General features: G+C 40.5%; 13 protein-coding genes and 5 tRNA genes. 11 read left to right on the top strand and 7 right to left on the bottom strand.

The window, feature by feature from the left end; genetic code table 11:
• Nucleotides 1-57: 57 nt before the first annotated feature.
• Nucleotides 58-912 (bottom strand): bifunctional methylenetetrahydrofolate dehydrogenase/methenyltetrahydrofolate cyclohydrolase FolD, encoded by an 855-nt coding sequence (folD, locus tag MTP24_RS11060; protein ID WP_008127813.1) that lies wholly within the window; start codon nt 910-912, stop codon nt 58-60.
• A 346-nt stretch (nt 913-1,258) separates the two neighbouring features.
• Here folD and MTP24_RS11055 point away from each other — a divergent pair.
• From MTP24_RS11055 to MTP24_RS11005, 11 genes are all read left to right on the top strand, one after another.
• Nucleotides 1,259-1,335, top strand: a tRNA-Pro gene (locus MTP24_RS11055).
• 58 nt (nt 1,336-1,393) lie between these two features.
• Nucleotides 1,394-1,470, top strand: a tRNA-Arg gene (locus MTP24_RS11050).
• A gap of 23 nt (nt 1,471-1,493) precedes the next feature.
• Nucleotides 1,494-1,569 (top strand) — tRNA-His (locus tag MTP24_RS11045).
• A 13-nt stretch (nt 1,570-1,582) separates the two neighbouring features.
• Nucleotides 1,583-1,659: transfer RNA gene (locus MTP24_RS11040), tRNA-Pro, on the top strand.
• A gap of 70 nt (nt 1,660-1,729) precedes the next feature.
• Nucleotides 1,730-1,806 (top strand) — tRNA-Pro (locus tag MTP24_RS11035).
• Nucleotides 1,807-2,162: 356 nt separating this feature from the next.
• A complete protein-coding gene (tig, locus tag MTP24_RS11030; protein ID WP_008126620.1) occupies nt 2,163-3,467 on the top strand; it encodes a trigger factor in 1,305 nt (434 codons plus the stop codon).
• A 165-nt stretch (nt 3,468-3,632) separates the two neighbouring features.
• Complete coding sequence (gene clpP, locus MTP24_RS11025) at nt 3,633-4,250, top strand: ATP-dependent Clp endopeptidase proteolytic subunit ClpP (protein WP_008126622.1); 618 nt, start codon at nt 3,633-3,635, stop codon at nt 4,248-4,250.
• A gap of 133 nt (nt 4,251-4,383) precedes the next feature.
• Complete coding sequence (gene clpX, locus MTP24_RS11020; protein WP_006794855.1) at nt 4,384-5,667, top strand: ATP-dependent protease ATP-binding subunit ClpX; 1,284 nt, start codon at nt 4,384-4,386, stop codon at nt 5,665-5,667.
• Nucleotides 5,668-5,816: 149 nt separating this feature from the next.
• On the top strand, nt 5,817-8,177 hold the full coding sequence (gene lon / locus MTP24_RS11015) for an endopeptidase La (RefSeq protein WP_008126626.1): 2,361 nt from the start codon (nt 5,817-5,819) through the stop codon (nt 8,175-8,177).
• Nucleotides 8,178-8,369: 192 nt separating this feature from the next.
• Nucleotides 8,370-8,660 carry an HU family DNA-binding protein gene (locus MTP24_RS11010; RefSeq protein WP_157849304.1) on the top strand — a complete coding sequence of 97 codons (291 nt, stop codon included), beginning with the start codon at nt 8,370-8,372 and terminating at the stop codon, nt 8,658-8,660.
• Between the two features lie 171 nt (nt 8,661-8,831).
• Complete coding sequence (locus MTP24_RS11005; protein ID WP_243531195.1) at nt 8,832-10,733, top strand: SurA N-terminal domain-containing protein; 1,902 nt, start codon at nt 8,832-8,834, stop codon at nt 10,731-10,733.
• A gap of 104 nt (nt 10,734-10,837) precedes the next feature.
• Here MTP24_RS11005 and MTP24_RS11000 read toward each other — a convergent pair whose 3' ends face one another.
• The 6 genes from MTP24_RS11000 to MTP24_RS10975 all read right to left on the bottom strand — a co-directional run bounded on the left by MTP24_RS11000 (nt 10,838) and on the right by MTP24_RS10975 (nt 16,669).
• A complete protein-coding gene (locus tag MTP24_RS11000; protein ID WP_243533713.1) occupies nt 10,838-11,221 on the bottom strand; it encodes a VOC family protein in 384 nt (127 codons plus the stop codon).
• A gap of 172 nt (nt 11,222-11,393) precedes the next feature.
• Nucleotides 11,394-12,155 carry an ATP-binding cassette domain-containing protein gene (locus tag MTP24_RS10995; protein ID WP_138740105.1) on the bottom strand — a complete coding sequence of 254 codons (762 nt, stop codon included), beginning with the start codon at nt 12,153-12,155 and terminating at the stop codon, nt 11,394-11,396.
• Entirely contained in the window at nt 12,155-13,147 is a 993-nt protein-coding gene (locus tag MTP24_RS10990) for an oligopeptide/dipeptide ABC transporter ATP-binding protein (RefSeq protein WP_058429500.1), read from the bottom strand. Before MTP24_RS10990 ends, MTP24_RS10995 begins: the two co-directional genes overlap by 1 nt.
• Nucleotides 13,148-14,041, bottom strand: coding sequence for an ABC transporter permease subunit (locus MTP24_RS10985; protein ID WP_006793652.1), 894 nt, complete (start codon nt 14,039-14,041; stop codon nt 13,148-13,150). It abuts the gene before it with no gap.
• The gene (locus MTP24_RS10980; RefSeq protein ID WP_243531194.1) at nt 14,028-15,062 is read right to left on the bottom strand and encodes an ABC transporter permease; all 1,035 of its coding nucleotides are present in this window, start codon (nt 15,060-15,062) and stop codon (nt 14,028-14,030) included. The genes MTP24_RS10985 and MTP24_RS10980 overlap by 14 nt, the downstream gene beginning before the upstream one ends.
• Nucleotides 15,062-16,669: an ABC transporter substrate-binding protein gene (locus MTP24_RS10975; protein ID WP_008126635.1), complete on the bottom strand. Its 1,608-nt coding sequence runs from the start codon at nt 16,667-16,669 to the stop codon at nt 15,062-15,064. Before MTP24_RS10975 ends, MTP24_RS10980 begins: the two co-directional genes overlap by 1 nt.
• Between the last annotated feature and the right edge of the window lie 9 nt (nt 16,670-16,678).

The following is a 16,678-nucleotide window of genomic DNA, read 5'->3' as shown; positions in this document are numbered from 1 at the left end:
CTCGCTTGTAATAAAAAAGGGTTGCCGAATGGCAACCCTTTTTTATTTGAATTATATTCAGCTATGATATTTTTCGCATGCTTCTAATGTATTTTCAATTAAGCTGGCCACGGTCATTGGGCCAACCCCGCCAGGAACAGGAGTAATAAAGTGAGCTTTCTGCTCTGCAATGCTGTATTCAACGTCGCCCACTAGTTTACCTGTATCTAAACGGTTTATACCTACATCTATAACAATGGCGCCTTCTTTTACCCAATCTCCAGGGATAAATTCAGGTTTGCCCACGGCTACAACCAACAGGTCTGCGCGTCGCACATGAGTTTCTAAATCTTGTGTAAACTTATGGCACACAGTAGTCGTACAACCAGCCAGTAATAGCTCTAACGACATGGGGCGGCCCACAATATTTGATGCGCCAACCACAACCGCATGCATGCCTTTATAACGGACACCGGTAGAATCGAGTAAAGTTATAATCCCTTTTGGCGTACAAGGACGAAGCGCAGGCATACGCTGTGCTAAACGACCTATATTGTAAGGGTGAAAGCCATCAACGTCTTTGTGTGGTGTAATGCGTTCTAAAATTTTCTCTGCATCGAGTCCATCAGGTAAAGGTAACTGCACCAAAATGCCATCTACTTCTGCATCATTATTTAGCTCATCAATTAAACTTAAAAGAGCATCTTCTTTTGTGTCTGCAGGTAAATCAAATGATTTTGAAATAAAACCAACTTCTTCACAGGCTTTACGCTTTGAACCAACATAAACTTGGCTTGCTGGATCAAGTCCTACAAGGACTACTGCAAGTCCGGGGGCGCGTAATCCTTTAGAAACGCGTTCGCTTACGCGTTGTGCAACTGTACTTCGTACTTGTTTTGCGATTGCTTTACCATCAATGATGTTTGCCGTCATGGTTGACCTTTAATTGGGGTTAATTAACTAGATACCGATACTTTACAAATGAACGCATAATAAAAAGGGGCATATGCTTATAAAGAAAATAACAACTTTATTTTTCATTTAATATTACCAAGCCATTTTCGCAGAAAAGCATTGCAGCGCCAAGTTGCTTTTCATCTATATAGTACTAGAGTAATTAAATAGTTTAAATTTCAGTCTTCTATTATAATATTTAGCCATTGTGGGCTAAAAATGACCACTTGATTTGTTTTCTTAAAAAAACGTTTGACCTAACCCCGTCAAATCACTATTATGCACCCCGTTGTCAACGAGGTCACTCGTAGAGAATAGTAAGTAACGGCGATTAGCGCAGTTTGGTAGCGCACTTGGTTTGGGTCCAAGGGGTCGCAGGTTCAAATCCTGCATCGCCGACCATTTTTTTATAATTTAATTATAATCGAATAGCTTATTGGTAAACTATGAAGTTTTCGATGCGCCCATAGCTCAGCTGGATAGAGCAACGCCCTTCTAAGGCGTCGGTCGAAGGTTCGAATCCTTCTGGGTGCGCCATTTGAAAACATGTAAATATAGCGGTGATTGTAGCTCAGTTGGTAGAGCCCCGGATTGTGATTCCGGTTGTCGTGGGTTCGAGCCCCATCAGTCACCCCATTTACAAGAATATCGGCGATTAGCGCAGTTTGGTAGCGCACTTGGTTTGGGTCCAAGGGGTCGCAGGTTCAAATCCTGCATCGCCGACCACTTTCTCAAAGTGGTTTTAAACGCTCTGTTTAATTGTTCAGTATGAAAAAAGAAGCTTAGCCTTCAATGTCGGCGATTAGCGCAGTTTGGTAGCGCACTTGGTTTGGGTCCAAGGGGTCGCAGGTTCAAATCCTGCATCGCCGACCATTTTCTTATTTACAACTCCTCTGTATTTTTTTAAATCTATTTTTCTATTGCTATAAATAAAACTCACTTAAACCTCTGAAAACAACGGTTAGCCTGTTTTTTACTCGGTTAGGTGCTGTAGTACCCAATCTATCCCAAATAATTGCCCCCCATACTCGACTATCATAAATATTAGGTTATAATGCCGCGTCTATTGTTTAACATAGTGCCCTAAGGGCAAAGCAGCAATGGTATCTCATGGTAGCGACGGATGCTTTTAAGTGTGAAAAATCGCTTAAACTTTATCAAGACTCATGCAGATCACTTTGTTTGTAAGGAAGGCGAACAGTCGCCAAAATTGAATATTGAGGTAAATCATGCAAGTTTCTGTTGAGACGACCCAAGGCCTTGAGCGCCGTATAACTATCACCGTTCCTGCAGAGAACGTTGAGACCGAAGTAAAAAAACGCCTACAACAACTGTCAAAAACACAGCGTATAGATGGTTTCCGTGCTGGTAAGGTACCTGTATCTGTAATTAACAAGCGTTTTGGCGCTGCAGTTCGTCAAGAAGTTGCTGGCGAAGTAATGCAACGTAACTACATTGAAGCAATCGTTGCTGAAAAAATTAACCCTGCTGGCGCGCCTTCATTCGCTCCTAAATCACTTGAAGCAGGTAAAGACTTAGAATTCTCAGCTACATTTGAAGTTTACCCTGAAGTTGAAGTTCAAGGTTTAGACAAAATTGCTGTTGAAAAACCAGCGGTAACAGTAACTGACGAAGACTTAGCAAACATGCTAGAAACTCTTCGTAAGCAACACGCAGAATGGGCTGAAGTTGATACAGCTGCCGGCGAAAGTGACCGTGTAACAGTTGATTTCGTAGGTACTATCGACGGTGAAGTATTTGAAGGCGGTAAAGCTGATGACTTCCCATTAGAGCTTGGTCAAGGTCGTATGATCCCAGGTTTTGAAGATAACATCGTTGGTAAAAAAGCAGGCGAAGAAGTTGTTGCAGATGTAACATTCCCTGAAGATTACCATGCTGAAAACCTTAAAGGTAAAGCAGCTCAATTCACTATCACAGTGAAAAAAGTAGAAGCGCAAGAGCTTCCTGAATTAAGCGAAGAGTTTGCAACTAAATTCGGTGTTACCGAAGGCGGCGTAGACGCGCTTAAAGAAGAAGTTAAAAAGAACATGACGCGTGAACTTGACCAAGCGGTTAAAGCTAACGTTAAAGACCAAGCAATAAAAGGTCTTTTAGAAAACAACGAAATTGAAGTGCCAAAAGCACTTGTTGATCAAGAAGTTGACGCATTACGTCAGCAAGCAGCTCAACGTTTTGGCGGCGACGCTAAAAACATGCCTGAGCTTCCAGCTGAATTGTTCCATGAGCAAGCTGTAACACGCGTTAAAACTGGTCTTTTATTAGGCGAAGTAATCAAAGCTAACGACATTAAAGTTGATGATGCTAAAGTTGAAGCATTAATTGCAACAGTGGCTTCTGCATACGAAGATCCAACTGAAGTAGTAGAATACTACAAAGCAAATGATCAACTTATGCAACAAATGCGTAATGTTGCAATGGAAGAGCAAGCTGTTGAAGCTATTTTAGCTAAAGCAAATGTTTCAGACGTTGAAAAAGCATTTGATGACATCATGAATCCGCAGCAAGGTGCTTAATAAGTCATTGACTTAAGCTCTCGCTAACGATTAAATGGCTCGTGTTACACTGTTTAAACAGCGTGCCCGGGCCATTTTTAGTTTTTGGCTCTTAATTTGCGAAAAACGATAACTATGCTTCCTTATAATAAGGATAAGTATAAGCGCATAAGGAATTAAATAAGTATGAATACTGGTATTACAGATCCCCTAAATGCATTGGTCCCTATGGTTGTTGAGCAAACACCAAAAGGTGAGCGCTCGTATGATATTTATTCGCGACTTTTAAAAGAGCGTATTATTTTTTTAACAGGCCAAGTTGAAGACAACATGGCAAACCTAATTTTAGCGCAAATGCTATTTTTAGAATCAGAGAACCCTGATAAAGATATTTTCTTATACATAAATTCACCGGGTGGCTCAGTAACTGCTGGTATGGCAATTTACGACACAATGAACTTTATCAAACCTGATGTGAGTACTATTTGTGTAGGACAAGCAGCGAGCATGGGGGCATTTTTGCTTACCGCTGGTGCTAAAGGTAAACGTTTTTGCTTACCTAACTCACGTGTAATGATCCACCAACCTTTAGGTGGTTTCCAAGGTCAGGCGTCTGACTTTGAAATACACGCCAAAGAAATACTATCTATTAAAGATAAGCTAAATCGCTTAATGGCAGAACACACGGGTCAGCCGTTAGATGTGATTTCAAAAGATACTGATCGTGACAACTTCATGAGCGCTTCAGAAGCTGTAGAGTACGGCTTAGTTGACTCAGTATTTGCAAATCGCGATAAAAAGTAAGCGCTTGGTGAGCAGGGGACCTGTTAATCACTTTTAGTTACTATGCGAAAAACAATAAATTTTGTTATAGTTAAGCGTATTGAAATAGCCACCATAAATTTTGGTGGCCAACGTAATAAGATGAGGTAGCTGAATGTCTGACACTCCTACAGACGGCGACAAAAGTAATAAATTGTTATACTGCTCTTTTTGTGGCAAGAGCCAGCACGAAGTACGCAAATTAATTGCAGGCCCTTCAGTATACGTTTGTGATGAATGTGTAGAGTTGTGTAACGATATTATCAGGGAAGAGATCAAAGATATTGCTCCTAAGCATGACTCGTCTGATAAACTACCTGTTCCAAAAGAAATTCGAAAACACCTAGACGACTACGTTATCGGCCAAGACCATGCGAAAAAAGTATTGTCTGTTGCTGTTTACAACCATTACAAACGTCTTCGTAATCAATCAACCAAGCAAGATATTGAGCTTAGCAAAAGTAATATTTTGCTAATAGGTCCGACTGGTAGTGGTAAAACATTACTAGCAGAGACGCTGGCTCGTTTACTTGACGTACCGTTTACAATGGCTGATGCAACGACACTTACCGAAGCCGGTTACGTGGGCGAGGATGTAGAAAATATCATCCAAAAACTATTGCAAAAATGCGACTACGATGTGGAAAAAGCACAGCGTGGCATTGTATACATTGATGAAATAGACAAAATTTCTCGCAAATCAGATAACCCATCAATCACGCGCGATGTGTCGGGTGAAGGTGTGCAACAAGCATTACTTAAGCTGATTGAGGGTACGATTGCTTCTGTGCCTCCTCAAGGTGGACGCAAACACCCACAGCAAGAATTTTTACAAGTAGATACGTCTAAGATCTTGTTTATTTGTGGTGGTGCGTTTTCAGGGCTTGATAAAGTAATTGAGCAACGTAGCCATAAAAATACTGGCATTGGTTTTGGCGTTAGTGTTAAAGAGTCTGCAGAAACGCGTTCTTTAAGCGAGACGTTTAAAGACGTAGAGCCTGAAGACTTAGTGAAATACGGTTTAATACCTGAATTTATTGGCCGTTTACCTGTAGTTGCTACACTCACAGAGCTAGATGAAGCTGCACTCGTACAGATTCTAAGTGAGCCTAAAAACGCGATTACTAAACAGTTCTCAGTGTTGTTTGGTATGGAAGATGTAGAGCTTGAGTTCCGTGATGATGCTTTATCTGCTATCGCTCACAAAGCGATGGTTCGTAAAACCGGTGCACGTGGTCTTCGCTCTATCGTAGAAGGTATTTTACTAGATACCATGTACGAACTTCCATCTATGGATGATGTCAGCAAAGTAGTTATTGACGAAACGGTAATTAAAGGTGAGTCTGATCCAATCTTGATATATGAAAATAATAATCAAGATAAAGCAGCATCTGAATAGTTTTTAAGCTATTTGCATTAAAAAGGAGCCTAGGGCTCCTTTTTTTATAATTAATTTAAACGAGTCGGGGAAAATTGTTGAACTTTAATGTGGTTATCCCCATATACTTGAGTAATCTTTTAAATAAATGAAGTGCGAAGAGAAATATAATGACGCTTGAGAGAACCGACCAAGTCGAAATCCCAGTGCTAGCACTGCGCGATGTTGTGGTGTACCCACACATGGTGATCCCGCTTTTTGTAGGCCGTGAAAAATCAATAAAATGCCTTGAAGCGGCAATGGATAAAGACAAACAAATTTTCTTGGTTGCACAAAAAGATGCAACTGTAGACGAACCAGAGCAAGATGATATTTATCGCATTGGTACTATTGCAACTGTACTTCAATTATTAAAACTCCCTGACGGAACAGTAAAAGTATTGGTAGAAGGCACACAGCGCGCTGAAATCAAAGACTTCGTTGATAACGACGAGTTTTTTGTTGCCGATGCTCAATTTATTGAATCAGATTTAATTGATGAACAAGAGCAAGATGTATTTATTCGAAGCGCAATTAGCCAATTTGAAGGCTATGTAAAGCTCAATAAAAAAATTCCACCAGAAGTGCTCACTTCGGTATCAGGTATTGATGAACCAGCGCGACTTGCAGACACAATGGCTGCGCATATGCCGTTAAAAGTGCCTGAAAAACAAAAAGTGCTAGAAATTTCAAGCGTGACAGAGCGCTTAGAATACCTAATGGCCCTGATGGAAGGTGAAATCGACTTATTGCAGGTTGAGAAGAAAATTCGTACCCGCGTTAAAAAGCAGATGGAAAAATCTCAGCGCGAGTATTACCTCAACGAGCAGATGAAAGCCATTCAAAAAGAGCTTGGTGAACTTGATGATGTTCCTGATGAGTTTGAAGCGCTCAAAAAGCGTATTGAAGAATCGGGTATGTCATCAGAAGCACAAGAAAAAGCCACGACAGAACTTAATAAACTTAAGATGATGTCGCCAATGTCCGCTGAGGCAACGGTTGTACGTTCTTACATCGACACATTAATTAACGTGCCATGGAAAAAACGTTCAAAAGTTAAAAAAGATTTGGCTGGTGCACAAAAAATATTAGACAGCGAACACCATGGTCTTGATAAAGTAAAAGAACGTATTTTAGAGTACCTAGCGGTACAACAGCGTACTAACAAGCTTAAAGGGCCAATTTTGTGCCTTGTAGGACCTCCAGGTGTCGGTAAAACATCACTTGGTCAGTCTATTGCTCGTTCTACTGGCCGTAAGTATATTCGTATGGCGTTAGGCGGTGTTCGTGATGAAGCCGAAATCCGAGGCCATCGTCGAACGTATATTGGTTCTATGCCTGGTAAGCTAATTCAAAACATGACAAAAGTAGGGGTTAAAAACCCACTATTTTTGTTAGATGAAATCGACAAAATGTCTTCAGATATGCGCGGCGACCCAGCTTCAGCATTGTTAGAAGTACTGGATCCTGAGCAAAACAGCCATTTTGCTGATCATTATCTTGAAGTAGATTTTGATTTATCGGATGTTATGTTTGTCGCTACTTCGAATAGTTTTAACATCCCTGGTCCTCTTTTAGACCGTATGGAAGTTATTCGTTTGTCAGGATATACAGAAGACGAAAAGCTTAATATTGCAAAAGAGCACCTGATCACTAAGCAAGTAAAGCGTAATGGCTTAAAAGACAACGAGATTGAAATAGACGATAGTGCAATTATCGGCATTATTCGCTATTACACACGTGAAGCGGGTGTCCGTAATCTAGAGCGAGAAATTTCTAAGTTGTGCCGCAAAGCTGTTAAAAATATTCTGATTGAAAAAGATACTAAAACGGTGACTATTAATCAAGATAATTTAGAAGAGTACTTAGGCGTTCAACGTTTTGACTATGGTAAAGCAGAAGATGGTGATCGAATTGGTCAAGTTACAGGTCTTGCATGGACTGAGGTTGGTGGTGATTTACTGACAATCGAATGTGCAGCCGTGCCAGGAAAAGGTAAATTGACTTACACCGGTTCACTTGGCGATGTAATGCAAGAGTCGATTCAAGCAGCAATGACCGTTGTGCGTAATCGTGCTGATACTTTTCGCATTAACAGTGATTTTTATGAAAAGCGTGACATTCATGTTCACGTTCCTGAAGGTGCAACACCAAAAGATGGCCCAAGTGCTGGTGCAGCCATGGTGACTGGTCTGGTGTCGAGTTTAACAGGTAATCCAGTTAAAGCTGATGTTGCTATGACTGGCGAAATAACGCTTCGTGGTGAAGTTCTGCCTATTGGTGGCTTAAAAGAGAAGTTACTAGCTGCGCACCGTGGTGGAATAAAAACCGTTATTATTCCAAAAATTAACGAACGTGACTTAAAAGAGATCCCAGATAACGTACTGGCAGGTCTTGATATTCACCCAGTTACATGGATTGATGAGGTGTTAAAACTTGCTTTGGTACATCCTGTTGAGAGTTTTTCAGTCGAAACAGAGAAAAAGCAGTAAAAAACGTAAAAAAAGTGCTTTTTAGGGCTTTTCAAATCTAAACGGTATGATAAGTTAAGCACTGGTTTTCAAGCCTAGGCCTTATGTGGCCTAGGCTCAAGAAAAATATAATCATGTGAGCATTACAAGTTTGCTCTAAAATTTTCAAAAAAGTGATGTTAGTTTAAAAAACCATCGCTCTTGATAATAACAATGAAAGAGGATGATATTGTGAATAAATCTCAATTAATCGATCAAATCGCAGCTGATGCTGACATTTCTAAAGCGGCTGCAGGTCGTGCACTTGATTCATTCATCGAATCTGTATCTGGCGCGCTTAAAGATGGCGACTCAGTTGCACTTGTTGGTTTTGGTACTTTCTCAGTACGTGAACGTGCTGCACGAGCTGGCCGTAACCCACAAACTGGTGAAACTATTCAAATCGCTGCTGCAAACATTCCAGCTTTCAAAGCCGGTAAAGCGCTTAAAGACGCAGTAAACTAATCAATAGTTTAAACAGATTAGTTATGGCGAAAGTAAAGTTACTTAATCAGCCTAACAGTTGAATTGAGTAACTTTACCGCTAGTTACTTCAAGTGAAAAAGCGTATCTGGTAAGATACGCTTTTTTTACATGTGACAAGGTATTGAGCCTTGATCAAAAAGAGATAAACAAATGCTTGAGAAAATCAGAGAAGGTTCGCAAGGACCTGTAGCCAAAATAATTTTAGGCGCGGTGATTTTATCTTTTGCTTTAGCAGGGATCGGTAGTTACCTAGGTCAAACCACGGAACAACCTGTTGCTGAAGTAAACGGAGTTAAAATTAGCCAAACGGAATTTAACCGCGCGTACCAAAACGAACGTAATCGTTTAGAGCAACAATTTGGTGAGTACTTTACACAAATTGCTGCAGATCCAAATTATATGGCACAAATTCGTCAAGGTGTAATTGACCGTTTAGTACAACAAGAATTGCAATCACAGTTAGCGGCAGAATTAGGCCTTCGCGTAAGCGATGATACAGTTCGTAAAACAATTTTAGAATTGCCTTACTTCCAACTTGGCGATAAATTTAATAACGATCGTTATTTACAAGTAATTCGTCAAATGAACTTCCAACCAGATACTTTTCGTGAATACCTTCGCGAAGACATGACACGCAGTCAGTTAGTATCAGCAGTTGCAGGCACAGACTTTGCGCTTGAAAGCGAGCTTAAAAGTGCTATTGCTCTTCAACAACAAACTCGTAGCATTGATTACTTAGTAATTAATAAAGAGTCACTTGCAGATAATGTTGAAGTATCAGAGCAAGAAGTTTCAGATTACTATGACCTAAATGCATCGCAGTTTTTATCACCAGAACTTATCTCGGTGAACTATGTCGAATTGAAAGCTGAAAATATAGTTGTTGGTTCAGTGACTGAAGAAGATGTGAAAGCGTCTTATGAGCAAAATAAGGCGCAATATGTTGAGCCTGAAAAACGTCGTGTGTCTCACATATTAATAGATAATAGTGAAGACGATGATGCAGCTAAAGCTAAAGTTGATGCGCTTTATGCTGAGCTTCAACAAGGTGCAGACTTTGCTGAACTCGCAGAGTCTTCATCTGATGATATCGTTAGCGCAGAGATGGGCGGTGACCTTGATTGGATTGAACGTGATGTAATGGATCCTGCATTTGAAGATGCAGCATTTTCACTTGAAGCGAAAGGTGATTTTTCAGAAGTGGTTGCGTCAGAGTTCGGTTATCACATCATTAAACTGACTGATATTCAGGCACAACAAGTTAAACCATTTGATGATGTAAAAGCGGACTTACGTGCTGAATTAGAGCGTGCTGAAAAAATTGATGCATTTTACGATAAGCAAACCGAAATGGGTGCAATTGCGTTTGAAATTTCAGATCGTTTAGATGATGCAGCAGAAGTTGCTGAACTAGAAGTTCAGTCAACCCCTCTTTTAGCATTGAACGCTTTACCTGAGCCGTTAAATACACCGGCTGTTATTACTGCACTAACATCTGTTGACTTACTTGAAGACAAAGTTAACTCTGAAGTTATTGAGTTGGGCGATGAGCACATTGTTATCGTGCGTATTAACGAGCATCAGCCAGCGTCAACCAAACCTTTAAGTGATGTAAGTGAACAGATTAAAACACGCTTGGTAAATGACAAGACCTCTGAGCTTGCCAAAGATAAAGCGCGTAGTTTGTTTGCTGAAATTCAAGCAGGTAAAAGTTTGAATGATATTGCAACTGAGCAAGGTTTAACGCTTCGTCAAGAGTCACAACTAAATCGTCAAAGTTTTGCTGTCTCGCCAGCGATTGTTACTCAGGCATTTAAAATGGCTCACCCAGCAGACACTGCAGTGGTAGATGTTGTTGACTTAAATAACGGTGATGCAGCGATTGTTGCACTTAACTCGGTGACAGATGCTACAGTAACGGCTGATATTGACCCACAAGCTAAACAAAGCATTACAATGGCTCAAGCAAACAAAAACTATATGGTTTTCATAGAGTCGCTTAAAGCTAAAGCTGAACTTAATTTACCAGTAGTTGAACAAGCTGCTGAATAAGTTAATTTTGGTTATTAAAAAAGGCGCTTATGAGCGCCTTTTTTATTGTTTTAAATTCGAGTGTGTTTATACTACTGCGTAATAATACCAATCATTTTAGGGCGCTAGATAGGCCTTGCAATAAATTCAATACGGTTACCGCTAGGCTCTCTTATCATCATGTGCTGCGCAGGGCCTTTACCTAAATTCTCTGGTGCAAATTCTATAGTATTATTATTTTGCATTTTTAAGTGCTTATGCAGCCTGCTTAACTTTTCAATACTCTTAACACTGAGTGCTAAATGGTGTAGGCCCACATTTTTTGCTCGATTAAACTCTACACGTTTTTCATTATTCTTAATTCGCCACAATGTAATGGTTGTTTTTTTATTAGATAAAAAGTACGCAGGATAAGTTGGATCATTTCCCAGCACTTTAAAACCAAGCACATCAGTAAAAAACGCTTTAGATGAATTTAAATCTGAAACAGTTAAACCTAAATGATCGATTCCGCCAACCTAGTTTTTAACTTTGTTAGAGGGCTCGGCAATAGCAGAGGCTGATAAAATCAGTAGGGGAGTAATACTAAGTAGTGTGTGTTTGAGCATGGAGTGGCCTTGTTAAAAAGTAAAAGTTAATAACAAGACCTTCTAAAATGCACTTACATAACAAAAAACTGCATTAACAGCTTAATAGACGCTGCGTTATTTTTGACTGAGGATTATTAAATACATTTTCTGTTAAACCATACTCAACCACCTCGCCTTTATCTAGCACAATGACTTGATCACTAATATGGCGTACTAAACTAAGGTGATGGGTGATCATGACATAAGTTAAACCCGTTTCACGTTGTAACTTGAGTAATAAATTTACTATTTGGGCACGTATAGAAGGGTCTAAAGACGATACGGCTTCATCGAGCACCATCACTTTAGGATCTAAAATAAGCGCTCTGGCAAAAGCCACACGTTGTAATTGGCCAACACTGAACATATGTGGATAGTAATGTTGGTGATCGACTAGCAATCCAACTTTAGAGAGTGTTGTATTTATTTTTTCTGAGCGCTCTTCTTCATCAAAGTCCGTATTGTATTGCAAGCAATCATCAAGCATGTCGCCAATAGTTAAACCTGGGTTTAACGACGCCCCTGAGTCTTGAAAAATCATTCTAATGTGACGACATTGGTTATCACGAATACCGTTATCTTCTATTACATTGCCTTCAAGTAATATTTGCCCAGCGTTTGCGTTATCGGCACCGGCAAGTAACTTAGCTAACGTACTTTTCCCCGAGCCTGTTTCACCAATTACGGCAATGGTTTCACCTTTACCAATACAAAAAGAAATGTTTTTTAGCACTTCAAATTTTTTGCGTTTAAATAAACCCGCTCGCACATCAAATGTTTTAGATAGCGCTTGTACTTTGAGAGTAGGCTGCATTACTTCACCTCCTTTATAAGCGGAAAGTGACAAGCGTAGCTGTGCCCACTGTGTTTAGTGAGAGCAGGTGTAACTACACATTCTTTTTGTGCTTGTGGGCAACGTGGCCCAAGTCGGCAACCAATTGGTAAATGTTGTAAAGTAGGAATAGTACCTTTAAGCGCATAAAACGGTTCTTTATGAGCTAAGCCTTGCTCGTAATCTGGCAAGCTTTTCAAAAGTGCTTGGGTGTATGGATGGCGAGGTTGCTTAAATATTTTATGAGTTGGACCTGCTTCAACCATTTGCCCGCAATACAAAACATGAATCCCATGAGACCAATCAGCAATCTCTTCAAGCTCATGTGAAATCATTAAAATAGACATATTCTTGAGTTGATTGAGGCTTTTTAATAACCTAAACACTTGCGCACGGGTAGTACTCTCAAGTGCCGTAGTCGGCTCATCAGCAATTAATAGCTTAGGTGTTCGGGCAATTGCCATTGCAATCATTACCTTTTGACACACACCTTCTGAGAGCTCATGAGGGTAGCTGTCTAGTACCGCTTCATGGTTTTTAATACCAACTTTATGGATAAGTGCTTTAACGCGGTCTTTTCGTTCGCGATTTCGTTTTAAAAAGAATCCTTTGCGAGCGACTTCAGGTAAGGTTTCAGCAATTTGATTAAAAATTTTCGCTGTAGGGTCAAGGCAACGGCTAGGATCTTGATAGATCATTGCAATATCTTTGCTAACCGTTTGTCTGCGTTGCTCCGGAGTGAGGCGCATTAGGTCAACACCACGCCAGTGAATTCTATCAGCGGTTATATTCCAGCGTTCGTTTAATACACCTACTATTGCTTTTGCGATTAGGCTTTTACCTGAGCCTGACTCACCTACAAGCGCATGCACTTCACCTTCTTTTAAGCTAAAGCTGACCCTATCAACTGCTCTTATAACTGTTTCTGAAGTGCGCAGTTCAATGGTTAAATTTCTAACATCTAATAATTGCATTTAATCGGCCTTGCGCTCTTTTAGCACTTGTCTAAGTCCATCGCCTACTAAATTGGTCGATAATACCGCTAAAAATAATAATACGCCTGGTAAGGCAACCGTCCAAGGTGCTAAATAAATTAGGCCAAGGTTTTCTGCCAATATGGCACCCCATTCAGTGGTTGGGGGTTGTGCGCCTAACTTTAAAAAACCCAACGCAGAAATATCTAGTATGGCCGTAGACAGTGCCATAGTAAAAATAACCACTATGTGTTCGTAAATATTAGGAAAAATACCGCGCGATATAATATGCCAATTTGAAGCGCCGTCGAGCTTAAACGCCGTAATGTAATCTTTGCTTAGCTCTTCTACTATTAGGTTTCTAATCGAGTGAATAAACTGAGGTAGTAAGGCTAAAATAATAGCCCATACTGTATTCATCAAGCCCGGGCCTAATACTGCAATAATGATAATAGCCAATAATAAAGACGGTATTGAAAGAGTGATATCAAGTAAGTGGTTCAAAAAGCTAGAACGCATACCTCGACTAATGCCAGCAAATGTGCCGACTAATACACCAATTATGGTGGTCAATAATGCAGCGACGACCGATAAACCAAATGTATAGGTTGCGCCGTTCATTAAACGCGACAACACATCACGTCCTAAATCATCAGTGCCTAAAATAAAACGCACATCGCCCATTTCTCGCCATGAGGGTGGAATAAGTAGCGCATCACTGTGCTGTTGGTTTACCCCATAAGGCGCTAAAAATGGTGCGCTGGCAGCGAGCAAGGCAAATGCCAAAAACACCCATAAACCAACAAGGGCAGGGTGGTTATTTTTAAATTTTCGCCAAAATCGCGCCAGTGGCGATTTATTCGACTCTTCAGAAAATACCTTAAACTTTGCCATGGGCTTGGTTCCGTGAGAGTGGGTCGAATATACTATAAAGAAGTTCGGTTGTTATAGTGGCTAAAATAACAAATAAGGATACAGCCATTAGGCCTCCCTGAATTGCAGGAAAGTCGCGCTGGTAAATGCTGTCTATCAACCAGCGGCCAATACCAGGCCACGAAAAAATAACTTCGGTGATCATAGCAAGCGTTATTAGTGTACTGAATTGCAAACCAATTTTTTTAATTACCGGTAAAAGCGCATTGCGTAGTGCATGATGCATGATTAATTGGCGTCGGTTTAACCCCTTCGCGCGTGCTGTTTTAATAAAGTTTTGATCCATTATTTTCAACATTGATTCACGGGTAAATCTTACAAGCACGGTGGTTGGATATGTGGCAAGCACAATTGTGGGCAAAGTTAAGTGGTGTAATGCATCTAAAAATGCCATTCCTTTATACGGAAAGCCGGCAAGCATGATATCAATGAGCATAAACCCGCTGGCCGCTGGAATTTCATAAAGAAGCCCCATTCTACCCGACATAGGAAACCACCCCAATTTGAGCGAAAAAATCATAATTAGTAATAAAGCTAACCAGAATACAGGCATAGAATAGCCCACAATGGTGGTTGAATTAATAAGCTTATCTGGCCAGCGATTGTAATATGCTGAGCCTAAAATACCAGCAGGCACGCCAACAAATATAGACACAATAAGTGCATACACACTAAGCTCTAACGTCGCTGGTAATAAATCAAGAATATGTGAAAAAACATTGTCGCCAGAGGCAAACGATAATCCCCAATCACCCTGAAAAACTCGCCCTAAAAAGGCGAGGTATTGCATAAAATAATTACTGTTATAAAAGTATTTATCTTCTAATTGCGTATTTTGAGAAAAATTATTACTCGGAACGCCACTTAAATTACTTAATGGATCACCAGGGAATAAGTACGCCAACGAAAATGTAAAAATGCTGAGCATGAGCAACATAAAAAGTAATAAACCAAGGCGGCGTAAAATATAATCGAGGATCATTACTTTTTCCTCGCATTGGCTAACGAAATAGCCCCAAATGGGCCAAGCTCTATGCCGTCTACATCGGCACTGCTTGCTTGAAACCGCAACCCATGAGCAATGGGCAACAAGGGTAATTCATCCATAATAAGCGACTGCACATCGGCATAGTATTTTTTTCGCATATTTAAGTCTGTCGTATCGAGTGCTTGCGCCAGTAATAGATCAAATTTAGGGTTGCACCAATTGGCTGGGTTTTTGCCACTAAATGTTGCTGAGCAGCTTAATAACGGGCTAAAGAAGTTATCGGGGTCTGGCGTATCTGCTGCCCAGCCGAGGAGCACGCTATCGTGTCTGTGCTCTCCAATTCGCTGAATAAACGTATTCCACTCGTATTCTACAATACTGACGTTAACACCTACTTTGCGTAAGTCACTTTGCATTAGTTCAGCCATTTTACGTGCATTGGGGTTATAAATACGACTCACTGGCATGGCCCAAATATTCATATCAAACCCATCAGAAAAGCCGGCTTCAGCGAGTAGCTTTTTAGCAAGATCAGGGTCAAATGATGGCATACTTGTTTGAGCGTTAAAAGCCCATGAGGTTGGTGGTAACATCGATTCGGCACGTGTTCCATTACCGTAATATACCGCTTGCATTATTTTATCTGTATCAATGGCATGTGCAAGCGCCTTGCGAACTCGAATGTCGTCAAAAGGTGGGCGTTCTGTGTTAAAAGCCCAGTATCCAACATTGAGGTTGGTTTCTTTTTCAATATTAATATCTTCACGCTGAGCTAAAATACTTAATTGTGCGCTACTTGGGTGCGCAGCTAAATCGCACTCTTTAGTTAACAGCTTTGCAATGCGCGCTGTGCCATTAGGGGTAATGTCGTAAACGAGTTGTTCAAGGGCAACGTCGTGTTTCCAATAATCGGGGTTACGGTAAAAGCGGACTAAATTATCACGTCGATATTCACGATAAATATAAGGACCAGTGCCCACAGGGTATTGATCAAAAAATTCTTCTTGCTCTGCCGCTTTGCGTTTCATTGCATACTCGGCCGATAAAACAACCGCAAAGTCAGTGGCCATGTTAGCTAAAAAACTACTTTCAGCATTAAATAATTCAAATCTAACTTGGTGGTCAGACACGCGAACAATTTTACGAATAAGCTGATCAACGCCTACACTTTGAAAATAAGGGTAACTGGCATCACCCACAAAATGATAAGGGTTGTACACATCAAATAAGCGGCTAAAGGTAAAAATTACGTCATCGGCGTTAAAAGTCCGGCTAGGTGTAAAGTACGCGGTGGTATGAAATGGTACGTCTTTTCGAAGAGTAAAGGTGACCGATTTACCATCTTTACTTACTTTCCAATCTGTTGCGAGTTCGCTCTGAAACTCAGCAGTAACCGGATCAATACTTATTAAGCGGTCATAAAGCTGATTGGCAATAATATCAATAGTTGAGCCTGTGGTTGTCACTTGTGGGTTAAACGACACAGGGTTTGCCTCGGCGCAATAGACCAAGCCTTGGTTTTTTTCTTCAATAACGCGTTCTTCACTATCTAAGCAGCCAACTAAAGTGCCTGCTAGTAAAGCAAGTAAAAATTTATGCACACGCATAAC

It is taken from the genome of Pseudoalteromonas sp. APM04 (genome assembly GCF_022809815.1).
GTDB lineage: Bacteria > Pseudomonadota > Gammaproteobacteria > Enterobacterales > Alteromonadaceae > Pseudoalteromonas > Pseudoalteromonas marina.
Note: the sequence above shows the minus strand (reverse complement) of the source record. Positions and strands in the feature narration are given on the sequence as shown.

What these genes read in the sequence shown, in the direction of transcription:
- tig (WP_008126620.1), top strand. Translation starts at nt 2,163, where the DNA reads ATGCAAGTTTCTGTTGAGACGACCCAAGGCCTTGAGCGCCGTATAACT.
- MTP24_RS10980 (WP_243531194.1), bottom strand. Translation starts at nt 15,062, where the DNA reads ATGATCCTCGATTATATTTTACGCCGCCTTGGTTTATTACTTTTTATG.
- MTP24_RS10990 (WP_058429500.1), bottom strand. Translation starts at nt 13,147, where the DNA reads ATGCAATTATTAGATGTTAGAAATTTAACCATTGAACTGCGCACTTCA.
- clpX (WP_006794855.1), top strand. Translation starts at nt 4,384, where the DNA reads ATGTCTGACACTCCTACAGACGGCGACAAAAGTAATAAATTGTTATAC.
- MTP24_RS11005 (WP_243531195.1), top strand. Translation starts at nt 8,832, where the DNA reads ATGCTTGAGAAAATCAGAGAAGGTTCGCAAGGACCTGTAGCCAAAATA.
- clpP (WP_008126622.1), top strand. Translation starts at nt 3,633, where the DNA reads ATGAATACTGGTATTACAGATCCCCTAAATGCATTGGTCCCTATGGTT.
- MTP24_RS10995 (WP_138740105.1), bottom strand. Translation starts at nt 12,155, where the DNA reads ATGCAGCCTACTCTCAAAGTACAAGCGCTATCTAAAACATTTGATGTG.
- MTP24_RS10985 (WP_006793652.1), bottom strand. Translation starts at nt 14,041, where the DNA reads ATGGCAAAGTTTAAGGTATTTTCTGAAGAGTCGAATAAATCGCCACTG.
- lon (WP_008126626.1), top strand. Translation starts at nt 5,817, where the DNA reads ATGACGCTTGAGAGAACCGACCAAGTCGAAATCCCAGTGCTAGCACTG.
- folD (WP_008127813.1), bottom strand. Translation starts at nt 912, where the DNA reads ATGACGGCAAACATCATTGATGGTAAAGCAATCGCAAAACAAGTACGA.
- MTP24_RS11010 (WP_157849304.1), top strand. Translation starts at nt 8,370, where the DNA reads ATGAAAGAGGATGATATTGTGAATAAATCTCAATTAATCGATCAAATC.